The organism is Streptomyces fradiae, assembly GCF_041270065.1.
Taxonomy (GTDB): Bacteria; Actinomycetota; Actinomycetes; order Streptomycetales; family Streptomycetaceae; genus Streptomyces.
In genome coordinates, this window is sequence record NZ_CP065958.1 from 6,626,852 (window position 1) to 6,647,929 (window position 21,078).

Here is a 21,078-nt window from a genome sequence, read left to right on the forward strand (position 1 = left end):
AAGGCTCCGCAGCAACGCCCGGGCGGCGGGGACGCGACCCGTCACCGCCGCCCGCCCACCCCACCTCGGGAAGGAACAGAAGTGCCCTCACCCGTCGTCCTCGTCGCGGACCCCCTTCCCGCACACCTGACGGCAGAGCTCGCCGCCGACTTCGACGTGCGCCACTGCACCGGATCCGACCGCGCGCAGCTGCTCGCAGCTGTTCCCGAGGCGTCCGCCCTGCTCGTTCGCAGCGCCACACGGGTCGACCTGGAGGTGCTCGACGCGGCCCCGCGGTTGCGGGTCGTGGCCCGGGCCGGCGTCGGTCTGGACAATGTCGACGTGGCGGCGGCCGCCCGGGCAGGCGTCGTCGTCGCGAACGCCCCGTACTCCAATGTGGTCAGCGTCGCCGAACTCACCGTCGGACTCGTCGTCGCCCTGGCCCGCCCCATTCTTCCGGCGTCCGAGTCCGTTCACGCCGGCCACTGGCGGCGCGCCGACTTCCAGGGCGTCGAACTGGCCGGCAGCACCGTCGGTGTTCTCGGACTTGGCAAGGTCGGAGAGCTGGTCGCGGGTCGGCTGCGCGCCTTCGACATGCGCGTCCTGACCCATGACCCGCACGTGCGTGACGACGCTTTGGAACGCACCGGCGCGCAGGCCGTGGCGCTGGAGGAACTGCTCCGGCAGAGCGACGTGCTGACCGTTCACGTGCCGCTGACCGACGCCACCCGCGGCCTGATCGGCGAGCGGGAACTGTCCTGGGCCAAGCCCGGCCTGCGACTGGTCAACACGGCACGCGGCGGCATCGTGGACGAGTTCGCCCTCGCCCAAGCGTTGAAGGAGGGGCGGATGGCCGGCGCCGCACTCGACGTGTTCGAGTTCGAACCGCCCCTCTCCTCACCCCTCCTGGGGCTCCCCGGCGTGATCGCCACCCCGCACATCGGCGCGGGCACGGCGCAGGCTCAGGAACGCGCGGGCCGGGAGGCCGTCCGGGCGGTGCGCCAGGTGCTGACGGGCGGCGCTCCGGACCCCGCGGCCTGACAACGGCCGGCGGGACGGGCCTCGAAACACCTGAGCGCCCTGGTCGTCCCTCTGCGCGAGAGGGACGACCAGGGCGCGGCACCTTCGTTCAGGCCGGAGTCCCGGCGCCCTCCGGGGTCCGGTGCTCGGCCGGGCCCGCCGCTTCGATCCGGCGAAGGGAGCCGACGAACAGCAGCAGGACCGCCAGCAGGCCGGCGCACGGGATCCACATGGCGGACTGCGGGTCCCACCAGATGGTGAGCCAGCCGGCGAAGGCGGCTCCCAGGGCGGTGCCCCCGAAGGCGAAGAAGCTGTACACGGCGCCCACCCGCCCCTGGTACTCGGCCTCGACGCTCTCGTGCCGTATCGCGATCGAGTGCACGTTGTAGACGGTGAGGCCCACGCCGTAGGTGAGGAACGCGAGGGCGGCCATCGCGCCGACCAGGTACGGCGAATCGTGCGGGGAGAGCGGCAGTACGCACGGCGCGATCAAGGCGAACCCCATGACGAGGGCCACCAGACGGGTGCGCCGCACACGGGCCGAGAGACGTGCGGCCAGGGCAGCACCGGCGACGGAGCCGACCGCGCCGACGCCAAGGAGGATCCTGACCGCCGACGTGGACATGCCCAGGATCCGCAGGGCGACCACCAGGTACAGCGTGATCAGCGCATACTCGAAGAAGTTGAACAGGGCCCCCCGCACGAGCAGCGCCCGCAGCAGCGGACTGCGGCGCACCACGTGCGCCCCGGGTGAACCGGGTCCGCCATGGCGCGTCGGTCGTCGGCCGGAGTTCGGTGTGCAGCCGGGCTCGCAGGCTGAGCAGCGCCCCGACGGTGAAAACACCGGCCACCACGCCAAGTACGCCGGACCCCGACAGACCGATCAGCAGACCCGCCGCGGCGGGGCCGAGCACCTGGGGACTGTAAATCGTTCAGCTCTGTCTCATATTCGGTGGTGACGGAGCATCGTTGGCCATCATATGAAGAATGTCAACGAGCTTGTACAGATGGTGTTTTCGGGTCTCTTCCCGCTGGCCATCGGGGATGTGGCCGACGATGGTGAACGGATCGTGGTGCGGGCCCGGACTCCGCAGGAGGCCGCGATCTGTCCGGGGTGCGGGGCGTCGGCGGCATCGCTATGCCACCGTGGTGATCGACGCCGAGACCCATGAACGGATCGACGTACTGCCCGACCGCACCGCCGACACGCTGGAAGCGTGGATGCACAAGCATCCGGGCGTCGAGGTCGTGTGCCGAGACGGCTCCACGACCTACGCCGAGGCCATCCGCCGCGCCCTGCCCGACGCAGTCCAGGTCGCCGACCGGGGGCGCCTGCGGCACAACCTGTGCGAAGCCGCCCTGAGCGAGGTGAAGGCACACAGCACGTGCTGGGCCGCCGAGCTAGACGCGCCCACCTACGACGGACCCCGCGCGCAGACGACTCTGTAACGCTGGCACCAGGTCCACGACCTGCTCGGGAAGGGTGTGGGCCTGCTCGAATGCGCCCGCCGCCTGCAACTGGCCCTGAACACCGTCAAACGCTATGCGCGAGCCGACCGGCCCGAGCGGATGCTCCGAGTCCCCAGGTACCGCGCCAGCCTCGTCGCCCCCTACCACGAACACCTGCGCAGACGTCGTGCTGCGGACCCGGCCGTCCCCGTCCAGCACCTCTTCGAAGAGATCAAGGCCCTCGGGTTCACCGGATGTCTGAACCTGTTGCACAAGTACATCAACCAGGGCCGCGCGGGCGCCGACCGCAGCCACGTCTTCCCGCGCCGGCTCGCCCGGATGATCCTCGCCAGGCCCGACAACCTCAAGGCCGAGCATCGCGGTCTTCTGGCCCGGCTTACCGCTGCCTGCCCCGAGATGACCCAGCTGGCCGCCGTTGCCGAAGGCTTCGCCGAACTCCTGACACCTTGCGAAGGTAATGCCGACGGTCTCTCGCGCTGGATCGTCAAGGCTCGCTCAGCCGATCTACCCCATCTGCACGCCTTCACCCGGGGCCTGGACCGAGACCGCGACGCTGTGATCGCCGCACTCACACTTCCGTACAGCAACGGCCCCACCGAAGGCGTCAACACCAAGACCAAACGGATCGCGCGCCAGATGCACGGACGAGCAGGCTTCACCCTTCTTCGCCACCGCATCCTCCTCGGATAGCGGCACTCTCCGTCCCCACCGAATATGAGACAGAGCCGCTCGATTGACAGACCCGCGCCGGGCCGTCTCCACGCCGTTGGCCTGGGGCACTGGTCCGGGAAGGTAAGTGTTCGTCTGGCCTCGCCACGACGGTGAGTTCAGCCGGTTCGGGGCCGTCGCAGGTCACTCGTGTGCCGGTGTGACGGTGTGTGCGAGCTGGAAGCGTGAGTGGAGGCCCAGTTTCCGGTAGACGCGGGTGAGGGTCGCTTCGACCGTCTTGACGCTGACGGTGAGGGCGGTCGCGATGTCGCGGTTGCTCGCTCCGGCGGCGGCGAGTTCGGCGCAACGCCGTTCGGCGGAGGTGAGGCGGGGGCGGGCGTCGTCGTCCGTGGGGGCGTCTTCCAGTCGGCCGAGGGTGTGGATGGCGGTCTGGGCCCAGGGGTGTGCCTGGTGGGTGGTGAAGAGGTCGGCGGCGCTTCGCGCGGCGGTGCGGGCGCCGGCGCGGCGGCGGCCGCGGCGTTCGGTGTGGCTGAGCGCCAGCAGGGTCCTGCCTCGTTCGAGGGGGAGGTGGCGGAGGCGGTCGGCCGCGTCGTTGAGGCGCCGGGCCGCGGTGCCGAAGTTACCGCGGGCGGCGTCCAGGAGCGCCTGGGTGCGTTCGAGCGCGGGGAGGACCGCGTCCCTGCCGAGGTCGGTCGCGGTGCGGCGGGTGTCGTCCAGCAGGCTCCGCGCCTGGTCGAGGTGACCGAGGACGATGAGGGTCTCGGCGAGTTCGGGATGCCAGCGCAGGACGGACGGGTCGCGGACCTGCTGGAGTTCCTCGAGGTCCCGCACCTCCTCCAGAGCCTCCAGAGCTTCTTTGGGGTGGCCGGTGACCAGGAGGAGGTGTCCGAGGGCGAAGAGGTTGCGGGAGAGGAAGACCCGGTTGTCTTCCTGCCGGGACGTGTCGACTCCGCGGCGCGCGTGGACGAGGGCGAGGTCGGTGCGTCCGGCGGTGCCCTCGACGAGGGCGGAGGTGTAGCACGCCGGCGCGGGTGACAGGGAGGTCCCGTCGGTCAGCGCCTGGGCGCGGTGGGCGTGGTCGAGTGCCCTGGCACACCGTCCGGCGCGGAGTTCGGCCTCGGCGAGGCTGCGCAGGATGTCCACGGTCGCCTCGGCGTCACCCGTCCGCTCGGCTTCGACGAGCAGGGGAAGCAGCGCGGTGCGGGCCTCCTCGGGACGGTCGTCGAAGAGGGCGTGCCGGGCGGCGAGGTGCTGGGGCGTGCCGTTGACCGGGATGAAGGCGGCGCGTGGCAGGGACAGGGCGCGGGCGAGCGTGGTCGCGGTGTCGGGGTGGCCGAGGATGCGTTGGAGGCGGGCCTGCATGGTGAGGGCCATGGCGGTGGTGGTGGTGTCGCCGGCGGCCTCGGCCAGGTCGGTGGCCCGGCCGGCCAGGTCGCACCCCCGTTGGGGGTCGCCTTCGTTGACGTTGGCCCAGATGGACTGACGTATGAGGATCCGCGCGGTGAGGTCGCGTCGTCCGGCCGCGGCGTGAAGTGCGGCGGCGAACAGTTCGTCCGCGCCCTGCAGGTGCTGGCCGCTCGCGTCGATCAGGGCGACGAGGGCGTCGACGCGCTGGTCGGGGGTGGTGTCGTGGCCCACGATGAGGCGTGCGGCGGCCCGGCCGCGGGCGAGGTCGCCGTAGTGGGCGGCGTCGCGTACGGCGGTCAGGGCCCGTTCGGTGAGCAGGTCGCTGTCGTCGTGAGGGGTGCGCTGGGCGGCGAGGAGGGAGAGTTCTGCCGCGAGCGCGTGGTCGCCGCGCAGCCGGGCGCGTGCGGCGGCGCGGGCGGCGTGGCGGGCCGACCGCGGGTCGGCGGCGTCGGCCGCCAGCACGGTGTGCCGGTCGCGGCGGACGCTGTCGTGGCTGGCCTCGGCCAGGCGGGCGTGCAGAAGCCTGCGTGCGTGGCCCGGCAGCCGGGCCACGAGTTCGGCGCCGATCGCGGAAGCGGTGAACCGCACCGTTCCGTCGGGCTGCCCGAGGTCGACGAGCCCGGCCGCCTCGGCCTGGGCGAAGAGGGCCTCGGCTGCCGGGCCGGCGAGGCGGCCGAGCAGGTCGAGGTCGGGCCGGTCGTCGAGCGCGGCGAACGTCAGCAGTTCCCGTACCTGGGCCGGTACCTCGTCCAGCCACTCACCCACCAGTCGGCTGGCCGTCGGCGGCAGGGCCCGCCCGCTGTCACCGTCTCGGTCCGGGAGCGGGCACGAGGCGTCGGCCAGCGCCAGGGCCAGTGCGGGATTTCCTCCGCTGTGGGTGTGGATGCGCGTGACCTCACGGGGGACGAGCCGGTACGGGGACAGCAGCGTCGCGACCTGAGAGTTCGTCAGGGGCGGAACGCGCACCGCGTACGCGTCCTCCCCGCACCAGTGACCCGCGGCCTCCGGGCGCCAGGTGCGTTCGGCCGCGATGACGGGAAGGTCCGGGGTCAGGCGCAGGGCCCAGCCCAGGACGGCCGCGCTGGCCGGGTCCAGCCACTGGGCGTTGTCCACCACCAGCGTCATGGGCGGTGCCTCCCGCAGCACAGCGGCGGTCTGCCGACGCAGCCGCAGGGCCGAACCGGCATCGTCCGGGGAGCCCGGCCGGCCGGCGGCCTCGTCGAGTTCCGCCGTCAGCTCCCGTGCGACGGGCAGCGCTTGGAGGGCCAGCGCGAGTTCGAGCAGCCCGGCGCAGGGAACCCGGGCGTCCTGCGGACGCGGGGCCAACCGCAGGACGGGCAGGCCCAGCCGTCGCCCCAAGGCCCCGGCCGCGGTGGTCTTGCCGCTTCCGGGCGGCCCGAACAGGACCACCCGGCGGGTGTGGTGCACGTCTTCTGGCAGCAGGGGACCGACCTCGTGGAACGCGTTCATCCACATCGCAGATTCTGGCATCGGGCCATGGTGCGCCCGCCGAGCCTCCCCGTCTAGGTCAAGGGATCACCCCGATGTCGGCCGGGCACCTGCGTCCCTAGCCTCATGGCCACAGCCGAGCCAACCGCTGCCGAACGCCCCCCGCACCACAGATGACGTTCTGCGGCACATCCCCGACAAGGCCCGGCGGAAGGATATCGATGAACCGCAAGAACGCCCTGGCGGCCGGTGTCGCGGCAGCCCTCGCCCTGGGCTCCGTGACCATGGTGGCCACCCAGTCCACCGCGGCTCCCCAGCCCACCGCGGCCGCAGGCACCTCCGCCGCCCGACCCGGCGCCGGCTTCCAGGCGATGACGGCCGACGCGCGCGACGAGGCGATACGCACGGCCGACCGGAACGCGGCCGCGACCGCCCGCGAGCTCGGCCTGGGCCCCGACGAGCGCCTGCGGGCCAAGGACGTCCTGATCGACGCCGACGGCACCCGGCACGTGCGCTACGACCGCACCTACAGAGGCCTGCCGGTGATCGGCGGAGACCTGGTGGTGCACCTCGCCGAGGACGGCACGATCACCGGCTCGGACCTGGCCCACCAGGGCGCGATCCGGATCGCCGGCACCACCCCGAAACTGACGGCCGCCGACGCCTCGGCCAAGGCCGTGAAGCACGCCAAGCACGTGAAGAAGGCGAAGGCCGGCAGCAAGGACAGCACCCTGGTGGTGTACGCGGTCGGCAAGATCCCCGTCCTCGCCTACCGTTCGACCGTCACCGGTGAGGGCGACACCGGTCCGACCTCGCGGGAAGCGGTGATCGTCGACGCGACCAGCGGCGCGGCGCTGGACCAGTACGAACTGCACCAGAGCGTCACGGGCACCGGCAACGGCGTCACCGTCGGCCAGGTCTCCATCGAGACCACCCAGACCAGCAGCGGCTACACCCTCACCGACCCCGCGCACGGCGGCACGATCATCTACGACTCGTACAACAGCCCGCAGTCGAACCCGAAGCAGAACGCCCGGGCCTTCTCCAAGACCACCAACTCCTGGGGCAACGGCACCACGTCCAGCCGCGAGAGCGCCGCCGTGGACGCCTCCTACGGCCTGGCCAAGACCTGGGACTACTACAAGGACTCCTTCAACCGCTCCGGCATCCGCAACGACGGCCGCGGCGCCCCGGCGTACGTGCACATGGACACCAACGTGCTGAACGCCTTCTACGACGACAACTGCTTCTGCATGTTCTTCGGCGACGGCTCCTCCCAGAACGGCAACACCCCGGTCACCGCGCTGGACGTGGCCGGGCACGAGATGAGCCACGGCGTCACCTCCGCCACCGCCAACCTCACCTACTCCGGCGAGTCCGGCGGCCTCAACGAGGCCACCAGCGACATCTTCGGCACCATGGTCGAGTTCTACGCCAACAACGCCGGCGACCCGGGCGACTACTACATCGGCGAGAAGCTCAACATGTCGGGCGGTTACATGCGCCGCATGGACAACCCGGCCGCCGACGGCAACTCGCTGTCCTGCTGGACCTCCAGCGCCGGCTCGGCGGACGTCCACTACTCCTCCGGCATCGGCAACCACTTCTTCTACCTGGCCGCCGAGGGCACCGGCACGAAGACCATCGGCGGACGCTCGCACACCGGCACCACCTGCAACAACGACACCTTCGCGGGCATCGGCAAGGACAAGGCCGCAGCCGTCTGGTACCGGGCGCTGACCACCTACATGACCTCCACCACCAACTACGCCGGCGCCCGCACCGCCACCCTGCAGGCCGCCGCCGACCTGTACGGCACCAACTCCCAGGAGCGGTACCTCGTCTCCAAGGCCTGGGCGGCCGTCAGCGTCGGCACCGCCCTGCCCGACCCCGGCACCGGCACCCCCACCCCCTCGCCGTCCACCCCCACCCCCTCGCCGACGGACCCCACCCCCTCGCCGACCACGCCCCCCAGCGGCAACGCGCTGACCAACGGCAGCTTCGAACAGGGCACCAGCGGCTGGACCCAGAGCGACAACATCATCACCAACTCGTCCCTGCAGGCCGCACGTGACGGGTCCTGGTACGCCTGGATGATGGGCTACGGCGCCGACGCCATCGAGTCCCTGTCCCAGTCGAACATCGCGGTGCCCTCCACCGGCACCCCGAAGCTCACCTTCTGGCTGAAGGTCTCCACCCAGGAGTCCGGCTCCACCGCCTACGACACCCTCGGCGTCAAGGTCGACGGCACCACCCTGGCCACCTACTCCAACGCCGACGCGAGCTCCGGATACGTCCAGAAGACCGTCGACCTGTCCGCCTACAAGGGCCGGACGGTGAAGCTGGAGTTCGCCGGCACCGAAGACACCTACCTGTCCACCATCTTCCTGGTCGACCAGATCGCCATCGGCTGACCGGTCCAGCTCCCCATCAGCACTCCTGCGGCCGGACGCCCTGCTCGGGCGCTCCGGCCGCAGGAGCCACCGCATGCGTGCGGACCTGTCGAAGAAGAGGTGGCGCGCCTTGCACCGGTCGATCTCCTTGGCGAGGCTACAGCGGAGCCGACGGCCGCGAGCGTGAGAGGGCCAGCCGGGACGGCCCGATCTCCGCTCCACGGCTTTCGCGATGTGTTCAACCACTAGACACCTCTGAGTCGTGGACATGTCATACGTGACCGCCAGTGTCTTCCCTACCAGGGCAAAACCCCTCATACAAGGAAGAAACATGACGATACGTCTGGCCGTTCGTGCCTCCACGCTCGCTCTCTGCACGACACTGGCGACCTCCTTCGCCCCCCCGGCCCAGGCCTCCGGGATCGACAGCGTCCAGCCGAAGGCCGAGACCACGCCGCTGTTCGACGACGAGGCCGGCGGCAACGCCAACGCGGACGACCCCGCCATCTGGCGCAACGCCACCGACCCGGGCCGCAGCCTGGTGATCGCCACCGCCAAGCAGGGAGGCCTGCGGGTCTATGACCTGGACGCGCGCCAGGTCCAGTCCCTCCCCGCCCCCGCCGGCCCGAGCGCCGACGACAAGCCCGGCCGCTTCAACAACGTCGACCTGGTCCATGGCCTGCGCCTGGGCGGCACGCGCGCAGACGTCGCGGTGGTCAGCGACCGCGGCAACGACCGGCTGCGGATCTACCGCATCGACCGCGACAAGCCCGGCGGCCCGCTCACCGACGTCACCGCCCCGGGAGTGCGACCCGTGTTCTCCGCCGACCAGGACGAGATCAACGAGCAGCAGACCGCGTACGGCCTGGCCACCTGGACCGACCGCACCACCGGCCGCTCCTACGCCCTGGTCAGCCAGCGCAACCGCACCCGGATCGCCCTGCTGGAACTGCTCCCTACCGCGGCCGGCACCGTCGACTACCGCCAGGTCCGCACCCTGGACCTGCCCTCCTCCTTCCGCCTGCCCAACGGCGCCACCTGGACGCCCTGCGCCGAGCCGGGCGAACTGCCGCAGGTCGAGGGCATGGTCGTCGACCCCGCGGACGGCACCCTGTACGCCGGACAGGAGGACGTCGGCATCTGGCGCATCGACGCGGGCCTGACCGGCACGCCGACCCTGATCGACAAGGTCCGCGAGTACGGCGTCCCGGGCACGTACGACGAGCAGACCGAGGAGTGCACGCCCGGCATCGACCCCGGCTTCGGCGGCACACACCTGACGGCCGACGTCGAGGGGCTGACCCTGGTGTCCGAGCCGGACGGCGACGGCTACCTGCTCGCCTCCAGCCAGGGCGACAACACCTTCGTCGCCTACGACCGCGAGCGCGACGAGGACAACGAGTACGAGAACACCTTCCGCATCGCCGCGGCCTCCACCACCCTCGACGGCTCCGAGGTCTGCGACGGCGCTGCCGCCCTCAACGCCCCACTCGGCACCCGCTACCCCAACGGCCTGCTCGTCGTCCAGGACGGCCAGGAGACCCCCGGTGACAGCGACCGTGAGGCCACCGGCTTCAAGTTCGTCGACCTCGGCGAGGTCGACGACACCATTGACTGATCACTGAGCTTCTTCAGCGGCCGCCCCAGAGGGTGAACGACTCTGTGGGGTTGACCGGCCTTTGATCTGCAGCGGTGTTCAGCCTTCACGGATCAAGCCGTCACCCGATCAGTGGCCACTCTGAAGAAGCTCACTGAACGTCGCGGGGGGGGGGGGGGGGCCCGCCCGCGACGTTCAGTGCCACCGACCTCCGGGACAACTCGACTTCCCCGTCGGCGCCGCCTACGCACCGGCCGACCACCCCCTTTGACGAGGTGATGGCGTGAAAGAAATGCGTTCCTTCTCGGCGCCGGGCAGGCCCACGCCGCCCTCCAGGACGTTTGGCCGCCCCGTGAACGACCCAGACGGCTGAAACTGTACGGAGCCAAGCGCGAACCGCGATCCGGTCTACGCCCGCCACCGGCGCGCAGCGCGACCACAGCACACCGCTTCACCCCTCCGCACCGGAGCCGATCTTCTTGAAGTCCTCGCCCTCGCGTCGCTGACCTGCGGGAGTCGACTGGAGAGGTGCTCTGACCTGCGCCGATCAACCTTTCCGGCTCTTTCATCGTGCTACCGACGTATACAGCCGATCCTCCCCAGCCGCTCCCCAACGGGGCTTGATCCTCCCCAGATTCTCCCCAGCGGAGAGCGTTCGGAGGCGGCCTGCTGCTGGTCAGTGGAGCGTCCGTGCGATGGGCTACACCACATCGACTCCGTGCGCTCTGGCCAAGCCGTCGAGTCCATCTGCCCAGCCCTGCCCGACTGCTCGGAGCTTCCACACCGGCAGACCCTCGGTGGACCTGTACCGGTAGAGCTCTGCCACGACCATCGCTCGAATGGCAGGGTCGGCGGGTGGCTGGAAGGCCCAGGCGGCGGCAGTGCATCTCAGGGACAGTTCTGCGTGGGTGAGGGAGCCGCAGGTCAGTCCGGTGTCGACGTCCATGTTGATGGCGATCGTCATGCGTTGGACGCGTTCGGGCAGAGCCGCGAGGTGGACGGCGGCGCTCTCGATGGTGTGCGTGCCATCGTTCTGCTTCCCCAGGAGACGTGCGGCCCCTTCGGCAGCGGACGGCTGGTTGTAGAAGACGAAGTCCTCGTCGGAGGCGACCCGGCCGTGCGCGTCGGTGAGGAAGAGCGTGAGGTCGGCGTCTGCGCCGTCGAAGCTGAACGTGATGTTCAGCCCTTCCCACGCCTCGTCGGGCAGGGTGAGGTTCTGCCCAGGCGTAAGCGTCGCGAGGGCGGCGTGAACGGGCTCGCCCGTGGCGGGCAGCTGGGCCGGGGACGGGGCCTGGGCCCTCCACTCGGCGAACGTGTGGATCACATAGGGGTCTGGGGTTGGCACATGATGGGTGGCGGGGACGTTGGCGAGGAGGTCGCCGTCCAGGCCGGCCAGTGTGGCGTCGACCGAGGTGGCGTCGTCCTGGGCGTGGTCGAGCAGGCTCTGCAGGCCGGGCAGACGGCTGGTGTCCAGCGGCTTGATGGTGCTCGACAGGTTTCCGGAGGCGGTCGTGGCGACGGCGCAGGCGACGTCCTGGCCGATGTCGAGGAACCGCAGCGCGTCCTCCGGCTGCCGCCAGGAGCCTGCCTCAATGGCCTGGCGGGTCCACCGACCGTACGCCACGAACCCCAGTCGCTGGGTGTCCGGCATGCGGGTGATCACCGCGAGGTCGATCGCGGTGATTCCCGGCGCGACGGCGAAGCCCTCCTTGAGGGTGGCGATGACGTTGGACCCCATGGCTGTGAGCCACCACAGGACCCGGTCGCGCTTCGTCAGCGTCTTCAGCGTGGGACGCCCGCCGGAGGTGACTCCGGGAGTCCGGTCGGGGAGCGAGTCGATGTCGGGCTGCCGCATCACCACGGACATCACAGAGCCGTCCACCCCGACCGCGCAGCCGGCGGCGGGGTTGTCGGAGAAGGCGTAGTTGACCGTCTCGCACACAGTCGCCTCGTCGTTCGCGACAAGGGCCTGCCACCACTGATGTGCCTCGGTGGTCAAAGCGGCGTAGATGCCCTGCAACCGCGCCTGTTCGGCAGCCAGGTACGCCGGCGCGTCCTGCTCGGCCCGCCGCTTCGCCTCGGCGCGCTCTGCACGGGCGAACACACCGAGCCCCGCCAGATGGAACGTCCTGGCCTCGGCCAACGCCCAGGGCAGTCCCAGTTGCGGGGGACCAGGCACTACCGGCGGGTGGGCGGGGGAGAAGGGCTGCAGATGCACGCTGGTCATCTGCAGCCGCAGTTCCCGCAGATGCGTGATGGCAGCGTCGCGTTCTGCCTCCTGTCGGGCCCGCTCAGCCTGTCGGCGAGCCCGTTCCAGCTGCGCGCCCGAAGGTACGGTGGCCCGCGGGCGCGAGCCGGAACGTGGCGCGCGGCTCGTCGTACTCCGACGCCGCCCACCGCCCAGCGCGGTGGAGGCGTACAAGGGCCCCATGCCCGACGAGAGCGTCGTTCGCCCGCCTCCTACGTTCACGCGTGCCATCCGCGGCCCGATGGACGTCCGTACACCCCTTGTCGAGACGCGCACGCTCAATCCCGGCACACCGACGCGGAATCCGAAACCCATGGAGCCTCCCTCGCTGCTGCGGAGAGTCTGTCAGTATTCCGATATCGATGCCGGAGATCCGCTCCTACTGTCGGCGAACGACAGGGTCTTCGAGGCCGACTGTGGTGGCATCCTCAGGTGAAGCCCATGCCGGACACAAGCATCGATCGCCCCCGTACACGCCGGAGCGGCATCAGTTGCTGGGGCGGCGCTTCGAGAGTGCAGGCCCGGGGATCACATCAATACCCACGTGTTCCCTTGGAAAGATACTCCTGATCGGCGAACGGCTCTGACAAAGACCGGGCCGGGTAGCCCCGGCCATGTGCTTAGAAGGCACTCGGTGTGATCCGCGAATTAGGGTGCGTGACCTGCGCCTTTGTCGGCGTTCGCAGGTCACGCGCTCGATCTTCCGGCGTTTTCGGGACGGTCCGCTAGCTGCGCTTCACGCGCTGACCGGGCAGCAGGCGGATGGCGAGGACGGATCCGTCGGCGTGGATGGATACGGGGCCGCCCCACTTCTTGTCCCAGGCGAGTTGGGGACGAGTGTGCCGGGCCGCGTGTACGCGGAGGCGGTACTCCTCGACCTCCCCTTCGGTAAGGAGGTCGAAGAGCTCCTTGTCCACGCCGGAGAACGCTTCGACGCGCGGCCCGTTCAGCCGGAACACATGGTCGGTGCCGGCGTAAGTGTGCCCGAGAAGGCGGTGGCTGATGTCCTGGACACTGCCGGCGGCAGCGTGTTCGAAGTCTTCGAACCGTTCGTTGCCCTGCCGCTTGGTGAGATAGCGGGAAGTGCCCTGACCGGAGCCGGTGAAGGCCATGAGCCCGGCCGCCGCCGCATGTCCGAGGACCTGCTGAAACCACTTGAAGTACTCGGGGGTCACGTGGCAGCCGGGAACTGGCTCGCGGGCCACCCCTCCCACATGGGGCGGCTGGATCCCCGGAAAGGGATTCTCCTCCGATGGGGCGGTGTCCAGGTCGGCTTTGCTTTCGCCAGAGGGGTTGGCGAGCCAGCCGTCACGGCCGGGAGCCTGCAGCGCGTGGACGGTCACGGTGCCGTCCGCAGGAAGTTCCGTGCTGAACAGCAGGCTCGGGGTCTCGTTCCACGCGCCGATGTGCACGGCCTCGGCGTGCACAGACGCGGACGCCAGCTGGCTGGCCGATATCGCCGCGTTGCTGTGGTTGCCCTTGGTCGCGATGGGGATTACGAGGGACGGCTCCCCAGGGCGCCAGACCTCCGCGAAGTACTGCGGCCGGTACCCGTACCCGATTTTGTTGCCCTTCTCCCTGCTCGTGAGGGCCCACCCGGCGCGCAAGACTGTGTCGGCCGGGACGATGCTCACGGAGTGCTCGGGGAACCGCCGCCCGAGCACCTGCTTGGCGAGCGTGAGCCCGAAGGCCATGCCGAGCTCGTGCGACTGGATGGTCTTGTACCGTTCGGCGATCTTCCGCCCTTCGGTCGAAAGCCCGAGGAACGAGTCAGGACCACCCGCCAGCGCCTGGCTGTACTTCAGGGCTCCCCAGTGCTCTGCAAGGCCGCGTCCGGCTCCCTTCCAGGACAGCGTCGTGGCCCGGCCGAGTGTGTGCAGCACGTCCCACATGGAGACTCGCACCCGGCAGTCGAGCTCGTTGCCCGGGATCCCGGACAGGACCGGTTTGCGGCGGAGCGGCTCGGCCTCCCTCTTCTTGCGCGCCTTGTCGTCCGCAGCGATCGCGGACTGCACCTTGCCGAGCAGTTCTTCGTTGGATCGGATGGACACGTTCGACGATGCGTCGAGGTCGAGGAGTACCTTCTTGGCCGGCTTCAATGAGTCCCCTACGGCTCGCACGGGCACTTCAAGAACCCCGCGAAGGTACGGTTGCGGCAGCCGGAGCACGCAAGTGCGCAGGGGCGCACAAGGCATGGACCACCCGCCCGCGAAGCGAATCGACCCATCGACAACGTTGATCTCGGTCAAGCTATTGGCGACGTCACGCCTCGTCACCGGCCGTATGGAACCGGATTCGGCGGCACCCTTGCCTTCGTACGAGTCGACACCAAACGCACGGTAGGGCGCTGATGTTGTGACCTCTGTAGAGGGCTTCGGGTTCGCCCTCGGGATCGGACGCTGCTTGCTCGAACTGCACCGCGTCTCTGCCGCCGTCCGCGCCGCCGCGTAGAGAACGTGACACCTCCTTGTCCGGATAGCGGGTGGGCCCTTCTGCGCGACGAGGGGAATATGCGTGTGTCGCATGCCGCGGAGGGAGATGCTGGTGTATGCAGACTGGAAGCCCCGTGGCTGCAGGCGCCGGGGCGGGGGTAAGGGATCGGGGGTGGCTCGTGACAGGCGGGGCTTTCGAGGAGCTGACACGGACGGGCGAGCTGGGGCCGGTCTCGTTCGACCTGCTGCGGCGACTGGTCCACCAGGTTCGCCGCTCCTACGGCTTTCCACCGCCCGAGGGGCACGCGGAGTGGAGCGATGACGCTGCCTATGAGGTGGTCCTGGCGATGCTGACCCGCGAAGGGAAAGGACAGAAGTTCGTCACAAGCTGCTTCGCGCTCGCCACGGACGATGCTTCGCTGGAACGTGTGTATCTCGCGACGATCAAGCACTACTTCATCGACGAGGCGAAGAAGACGCCGCGGGGCAAGCTTCGGCGCCGTATCGCCCGGCTGATGAGCGAGGACCTGGCCTACCGGAAAACCAAGGGTTCCCCGCCCCGCTGGGCGCTGGCCGACCATGCCGATGGAGCTGTATGGCAGGGAGACCTGGACGATCTCATCGCCCGGGCCGCGCGGGTGACAGGGGTCGGCATCACCCGCTGGAACCATGCCGGCCCCACACCCAAGCAGACGGTCCATGCCCTCAAGACCATCCTGCTGTGCGTGCTGCAGCATGCACAGGGCGCGGTGCGGGAGGAGGACCTCGCCAAGGTCCTCGAGGCCCGGTTCGAGCTCCTGGCACCGGCCCGCTTCACCCCGCTGTACGCCGACGAAGGCACCGTCGCCGAAATCGTCGAACGGCAGGCGGCCACCACCGCACCGGACCCGACCGGGGTCGACGCAGTGGCCGAGGACATCTGGCAGCGCCTCTCACCCAATGAGCGCCTGCTGCTCCCGTACCTCGACAAGGACGCCCATCACGCGGCGCAGCTGCTGGAGATCCGGCAAGGCCACGCAGCCATGGTCCTGTCCAATCTCAAAACTCTGCTCCGTGACGCCCTATCCGTGGACAGTGACTCGCAGGCAGTCATGACCGCACTGCTGCGGCGCTGCGGCGACGCTCCTTCGTGAACCGTCCCAGTTACGTCGTCTGGATCCAGTGAGAAGAGAATGCGCTGATGGACCACAGCCGAGGAGACGGGGGAGACGGCATGAGCTCTGTCCACACCACTGCCTACCAGAGGCTGGTAGCCGCCGCGGCGGGATTGAAAGTGCCCGACGCCGTCCACCGGGTGGCCACCGCACCACCTCAGGACCCACGTCCGGGCCAGATCTGGCGTGCGGCATGGGAGGACACCATCCAGCTGCTGCTGATCACAACGATCGGTGACGATGACACCGTGCGTGCCGTGCCGACCTCCTTCGAACGGTACGTTGACAGCGACACCCTGCTTCTGCCCGCTCAGGCGACCACCCTGGAACAGCCGCTGGCATTGTGGTGGGGCTTGGAGACGACGCTTCCGTGGTGCGTGCTGGACCGGCAGGTCGGCGAGCTGACCAACCGCCCTGACATCCTCACCTCCCGCACACTTGCCGATGCCATCGCAGGCACCAAGCGGGGCAGCGGCGCTTGGCCGTCCGCGGCGGCCGACGAGTACCGCGCAGTCCTCGCCGACCGCCTTGAGGCCTTGGCCTCGGCACAGTGGGCTCCCCAAGGGGCGGGAGGCCTTTCCCAGCTTTTTCGTGCCCACGCCATCACCGCCCCGCAGCTCGCGGCCGCATTGAATCTGCTGCCGCCCCAGGCGCTCGCCGTATGGAGAGGACAGCAGGCCCTCACCGCCGACCAAGCCGCCGCACTCGCCGAGCGCCTCGGCCAGCCGGCCGGGTACCTGCTCGCGGCCAACCCCGCGTTGCCACCTGTCGTCGTCCACGAGCTGAACCGCCCCCTGCGCCGCACGCAGATCAAGAAGCTCGCCGCTCAGTACGACGAGACTGAACGCGACGGCCGACTGCGCGCCGCCTACGGCATCTTCACGCTCGCGGCACGCGACGATGACCGCGCCCAGCCGAACTGGACCGCCCGCACGGACCGCTACTTCGAACTCATCCTCGACAAATAGAGGAAAAGGGGGCACCTCGCGTGGTCAATTACGTGCTCGCCGGCGCAGCCCGCACTCAGGCCGCCGCCATGATCAAGGAAGTCGAAGCGGCTCGCCCCGGTGCCCTCGAACGCCTGACACAAGGCGCCCTCGCGGAACTGCGGACCTGGCCCGAGCTCACCGTCAAAGACGTTCCCGAGGGCCGGGCGGCACAAGGCTGTAGCGTCGCCGGAGCATACGACTACGGCCCGCCGCCGCGCCTGTCGGTCGCCATGTCCGCCAGCCAGGCACGGCGGGACTTCACCGCTCTGCACGAACTCGGTCACCACCTGCAGAAGAGCAGCTTTGACCTTATGGAGCCCTTCAGCCGGGAACCCGACGGCGGCGTCCTCCTCGAGGATGCCGCCTGCGACGCGTTCGCCGCCGAGATCCTGCTCCCCGCGCACCTCGTCGGTCATCACCTGGACGTCAAAGGACCCACCGCCTTGGCGATCACCCACTTGTGGCGGGCGAGCAACGCCTCCCGCATGGCCGTCTGCGTGCGAGCAGCCCAGCACCTCCCCGCTCCTGGTCACGTTCTCCTCCTCGATCCCACCGGACACCTCGCCTTCGCCGCCTCGCACGGAGAGCGCCCCCTGCGACGTGGCAGCTTCCAAGGTGACATCCCCGTCATCGACCGTGCCCTGACCGGCTCCGGCCGCGCACAAGGGCGAACCCAGGTCCGCTACCGCGACGGCATCCTCGGACGCGAACTGCACACTGACACCGCCCCCATGGACGGCTACATCGTCGCCGTCCTCGTCACCGACTCCGCCCCCTGGCGCGCCTTCACTCCGCCCACCGCAGGCAGCGGCCCCCAGTCGCGCAACTACATCTGCGCGAACTGCGACGAGGAGTACCGCTCCTTCGAACCCGCCTGCCCAAGCTGCCGCGTTCCTCAGTGCCCCGACTGCGGCCGCTGCGCCTGCCCGCCCCGTGTCCCGGGCCGCGCCTGCCCCGGCTGCTTCATCGTGCACCCGCCCGCGATGTTCCCCCCGAACAGCGACCGCTGCTTCGACTGCTCCTGACGCCCCGCCGGCCCCGCGAACCGCACGCGTCTTCCTACCCGCGAGTTACGTCGTCCGTCCCAGGCGAAGCACCCCACCCAGGGTGCCCAAGGAACCCGGCGCCGGCTGCGGGAACCCGTCGGAACGTCGCCGGCAGGAACAGCAGGAACAGCAACGTGGCCATTCAGATCACCGCGGTACGCCTGACGGCCGGCGGCACCACGCACGAGCACATCACCCACCTGTGGTGGACCAACCAGACGTCCGGCGAGGCAAGCAACAGCACCCGGGCGCAGATCGTCGACTGGATCGAGAACCAGGCCGGCAAGGCCTACACCAGCGACGCAGCCGGCCACCGCACGGAAGTCGCCGTCGTGACGCCCGCCCGAGGCGAGAAGTACCTGCGGACCCACGCCGACGGCGTGTGGACCAACAACCTCCTCGCTCTTCCCCGGCGCTGACCCGCCATCGCGAAACCGCCGTCCGACGTGCCGCCCCCTGCGGCGGCACGCCCGACACCCCCGGTACTCACCAGTCCGAACACGCGCTCCCCACTTCAGGAGGACCCCATGTCCCAGGACAGCCACGGGCCCAAGCCCGTCACGATCATCGTCAACGCCCGCCCCCACACCTGGGAGGCGAAGGCCATCACCTACGAGCAGGTCGTCGACCTCGCCTACCCTGGCCAGCCGCCGAACGACCAGGACACCTACACCGTCCGCTACAGCCGCGGACACGACGGACACGGAGCGGGAAGCCTCACGGCCGGCCACAGCGTCCGCGTGAAGGAGGGGATGGTTTTCGATGTCTATCGCACTTCTCGCTCGTGACCCCGACCTGTCCCGCCTCCTCGACGACGGCTACGACGTCGTCGTGCGCGCTGGCCACATCGTCGTCCAGCGCATCCCGTACGTCACCGAGAACCGCACCGTCGAGTACGGCTTCCTCGCCTACCCCGTGACCGTCAGCGGAGACCGAGTCGTCTCCGACACCGACCACCGCATCTGGTTCGGCGGCTCCACCCCGTGCACCGAGCACGGCCGCCCCCTGACCCTCGCCAACCCGGAGACCCGGGTGATCGCCGAGGACATGCAGGCGAACTTCATGCTCTCCAGCAAGCCCACCCCCAACGGCTACCCCGACCAGTACACGAAGATCACCGCATACGCGCGGATCATCGCCGACCACGCCTACGCCCTCGACCCCTCAGCCACGCCCACCCCCGGCGCCGCGTGGCAGGAGATCGACGACGATAGCCCCTTCGCCTACCGCGACACCGCCACCTCCCGCGCCGGCATCACCGCCATCAACCGCCGATTCCGAGGACAGCGCATCGTCATCGTCGGCCTCGGCGGCAGCGGAAGCTACATCCTCGACCAGGTCGCCAAGACCGAGGTCGACTCGATCCTCCTCATCGACGGCGACACCTTCGACAACCACAACGCCTTCCGCGCACCCGGGGCCCCCACCCTCGACATCCTCCGCGCCCGTCCGCCCAAGGCCACCTATCTCGCCTCGGTCTACGCCAACATGCACCGCAGTGTGACCGGCTGCGTGCAGTACCTCGACGAGTGCAACCTCGACCTCCTCGAAGGGGCGACGTTCGTGTTCCTCGCCTCCGACGACGCGGCCAGCAAACCGGCCATCATCAACTGGATCGAAGCGCACGACGTGCCATTCATCGACGTCGGCATGGGCATCGAAGAGATCGACGGCCGCCTCAGCGGACTGCTCCGCATCACCACCAGCCTCCCCGGTCGCCGAGAAGCCGCCCGCCGACGTATCCCCAAGCCCGCGCCCGAACGCGACGCCTACGCAAGCAACATCCAGACCTCGGACCTCAACGCGCTCAACGCCATCCTGGCCGTCATCCGCTGGAAACGCGCCCTCGGCATCTACGCCGACGCCACCGACGAGGCCCACACCACGTACTCGCTGATCACCAACGAGATCGCCAACGAGGACCGGCCGTGACTCCGCAAGACACCCTGAGCCCGGTCTTCACCGAGACCTTTCCCCAGGCCATGGACGCAGGGGTGCTCTACATCTCGATCCCCTACCGCACCTGCGGCCACTTGTGCTGCTGCGGATGCGGGCACGAAGTCGTCACACCGCTCTCCCCGGCCCAGTGGTCCCTCACCTACGACGGCGAGAATGTTTCCCTCACCCCATCGATCGGCAACTGGTCCCTCCCGTGCCAGTCTCACTACTGGATCCGCGACGGTCGCGTTCACTGGAGCCGCCGCTACTCGGCGGCAGAAATCGACCAAAACCGGGACCGAGACCTCCGTTTGCTGGTCGTCCATGACAGGGGAGAGCAGCGGCCGCGACGAACGGCTGGTCTCCGCCGTTATCTGAGGCTTTGGCGTCAGTAAACCGGCACTGCGCTCCGTTTGATCGGATGACGACCGAGGTTGGGTCTGGCGGTAGTCCGACTCCAGCTCGCGCTGGAGTTGCTGGTGCGTTGGGCGAGGTACTTCCCGCCACCAGGTCGTACCCTGTGGTCGACTTCTGCCCGTGTGTTCCGGTTGGTGGTTGCACGGTAGCGTCGCCGTGCGAGACCGATCTCGGAAGGGGCGAACACCGGATGGTGCGCGGGAACAGCATTGACGGGTATGAGCAACTGGGACTGATCCTGGATTTCGCGGGGGTGCTGACCGCCAGCCCCATCGAGGTTCACCGGGCCTGGTGCGTGTCCGAAGGACTGGAGCCGGGCGCGTGGCGTGCCACCCTCAACGATCATCCCGAAGGCCGGCGGCTGTACGCGGCGCTGGAGATCGGGGAGATCGGGCAGGCCGAGTGGAATGAAGGAACAGCAGCTCTGCTGGGCGAGCACGTGGACCCCGTGAACCTGATGGGGCGGGCCTGGGCCGAGGTGCCTCCGGCGCGTCGGATGATCGCGCTCGCCCGGGCCGCGCAGGCTGCCGGGCATCGGCTCGCGCTGCTGTCGAACAGCTTCGGGCTCGACCCGTTCAACCCGTACGAGCACGTGGGGATCTGGGACCTCTTCGACGTGCACGTCGTGTCCGAGCTCGAGGGGATGGCGAAGCCGGACCCAGCTATCTACCGGCTGGCCCTGGAGCGGATCGGGCTGCCTGCCGAGCAGTGCGTGTTCGTGGACGACCATGAGGTGAACCTGCCGCCCGCTGCCGAGCTGGGCATCACGACTGTTCACGCCACCGACGAAGACAGGGCAGTCGCCGAGCTGGAGGCTCTTCTCGGCGTCACGGCTGTGCTCACGGTCTGAGCGTCAACTGCCGCCTGGCC

General features: G+C 69.5%; 15 protein-coding genes and 1 pseudogene. 12 read left to right on the forward strand and 4 right to left on the reverse strand.

Features of this window, described 5'->3' with window-relative positions; genetic code table 11:
• The first annotated feature begins 81 nt into the window (after positions 1–81).
• Positions 82–1,020 (forward strand): hydroxyacid dehydrogenase, encoded by a 939-nt coding sequence (locus tag JAO84_RS30035; RefSeq protein ID WP_370415638.1) that lies wholly within the window; start codon positions 82–84, stop codon positions 1,018–1,020.
• An 88-nt stretch (positions 1,021–1,108) separates the two neighbouring features.
• Here the strand turns inward: JAO84_RS30035 and JAO84_RS30040 are convergent, their stop codons facing one another.
• Entirely contained in the window at positions 1,109–1,738 is a 630-nt protein-coding gene (locus JAO84_RS30040; RefSeq protein ID WP_370415639.1) for an MFS transporter, read from the reverse strand.
• Positions 1,739–1,979: 241 nt separating this feature from the next.
• Between JAO84_RS30040 and JAO84_RS30045 the strand changes: the two are divergent.
• A pseudogene (locus tag JAO84_RS30045) lies at positions 1,980–3,159 on the forward strand (ISL3 family transposase).
• 162 nt (positions 3,160–3,321) lie between these two features.
• On the opposite strand, the gene JAO84_RS30050 reads toward JAO84_RS30045, so the two are convergent.
• Positions 3,322–6,036: a LuxR C-terminal-related transcriptional regulator gene (locus tag JAO84_RS30050; protein ID WP_370415640.1), complete on the reverse strand. Its 2,715-nt coding sequence runs from the start codon at positions 6,034–6,036 to the stop codon at positions 3,322–3,324.
• Positions 6,037–6,215: 179 nt separating this feature from the next.
• Here JAO84_RS30050 and JAO84_RS30055 point away from each other — a divergent pair, with 179 nt between their 5' ends.
• Positions 6,216–8,408, forward strand: coding sequence for a M4 family metallopeptidase (locus JAO84_RS30055; RefSeq protein ID WP_370415641.1), 2,193 nt, complete (start codon positions 6,216–6,218; stop codon positions 8,406–8,408).
• Between the two features lie 310 nt (positions 8,409–8,718).
• Positions 8,719–10,005, forward strand: coding sequence for a phytase (locus tag JAO84_RS30060; RefSeq protein ID WP_370415642.1), 1,287 nt, complete (start codon positions 8,719–8,721; stop codon positions 10,003–10,005).
• A gap of 679 nt (positions 10,006–10,684) precedes the next feature.
• Here JAO84_RS30060 and JAO84_RS30065 read toward each other — a convergent pair.
• Positions 10,685–12,415: a TerD family protein gene (locus JAO84_RS30065; RefSeq protein WP_370416899.1), complete on the reverse strand. Its 1,731-nt coding sequence runs from the start codon at positions 12,413–12,415 to the stop codon at positions 10,685–10,687.
• Positions 12,416–12,957: 542 nt separating this feature from the next.
• On the reverse strand, positions 12,958–14,331 hold the full coding sequence (locus JAO84_RS30070; protein ID WP_370415643.1) for a hypothetical protein: 1,374 nt from the start codon (positions 14,329–14,331) through the stop codon (positions 12,958–12,960).
• A 512-nt stretch (positions 14,332–14,843) separates the two neighbouring features.
• On the opposite strand from JAO84_RS30070, the gene JAO84_RS30075 reads away from it, so the two are divergent.
• From JAO84_RS30075 to JAO84_RS30110, 8 genes are all read left to right on the forward strand, one after another.
• Positions 14,844–15,797: a hypothetical protein gene (locus JAO84_RS30075; protein WP_370415644.1), complete on the forward strand. Its 954-nt coding sequence runs from the start codon at positions 14,844–14,846 to the stop codon at positions 15,795–15,797.
• A gap of 80 nt (positions 15,798–15,877) precedes the next feature.
• Positions 15,878–16,786, forward strand: coding sequence for a hypothetical protein (locus tag JAO84_RS30080; protein ID WP_370415645.1), 909 nt, complete (start codon positions 15,878–15,880; stop codon positions 16,784–16,786).
• A 20-nt stretch (positions 16,787–16,806) separates the two neighbouring features.
• On the forward strand, positions 16,807–17,832 hold the full coding sequence (locus tag JAO84_RS30085; protein ID WP_370415646.1) for an ImmA/IrrE family metallo-endopeptidase: 1,026 nt from the start codon (positions 16,807–16,809) through the stop codon (positions 17,830–17,832).
• Positions 17,833–17,987: 155 nt separating this feature from the next.
• Positions 17,988–18,272: a DUF3892 domain-containing protein gene (locus JAO84_RS30090; protein ID WP_370415647.1), complete on the forward strand. Its 285-nt coding sequence runs from the start codon at positions 17,988–17,990 to the stop codon at positions 18,270–18,272.
• 108 nt (positions 18,273–18,380) lie between these two features.
• Positions 18,381–18,641 carry a multiubiquitin domain-containing protein gene (locus JAO84_RS30095; RefSeq protein ID WP_033204305.1) on the forward strand — a complete coding sequence of 87 codons (261 nt, stop codon included), beginning with the start codon at positions 18,381–18,383 and terminating at the stop codon, positions 18,639–18,641.
• The gene (locus JAO84_RS30100) at positions 18,616–19,785 is read left to right on the forward strand and encodes a ThiF family adenylyltransferase (RefSeq protein ID WP_365755093.1); all 1,170 of its coding nucleotides are present in this window, start codon (positions 18,616–18,618) and stop codon (positions 19,783–19,785) included. Before JAO84_RS30095 ends, JAO84_RS30100 begins: the two co-directional genes overlap by 26 nt.
• Positions 19,786–19,835: 50 nt before the next feature.
• Positions 19,836–20,186 (forward strand): DUF6527 family protein, encoded by a 351-nt coding sequence (locus tag JAO84_RS30105; RefSeq protein WP_370416900.1) that lies wholly within the window; start codon positions 19,836–19,838, stop codon positions 20,184–20,186.
• Between the two features lie 212 nt (positions 20,187–20,398).
• Positions 20,399–21,058, forward strand: coding sequence for an HAD-IA family hydrolase (locus tag JAO84_RS30110; protein WP_370415648.1), 660 nt, complete (start codon positions 20,399–20,401; stop codon positions 21,056–21,058).
• The last annotated feature ends 20 nt before the right edge of the window (positions 21,059–21,078 follow it).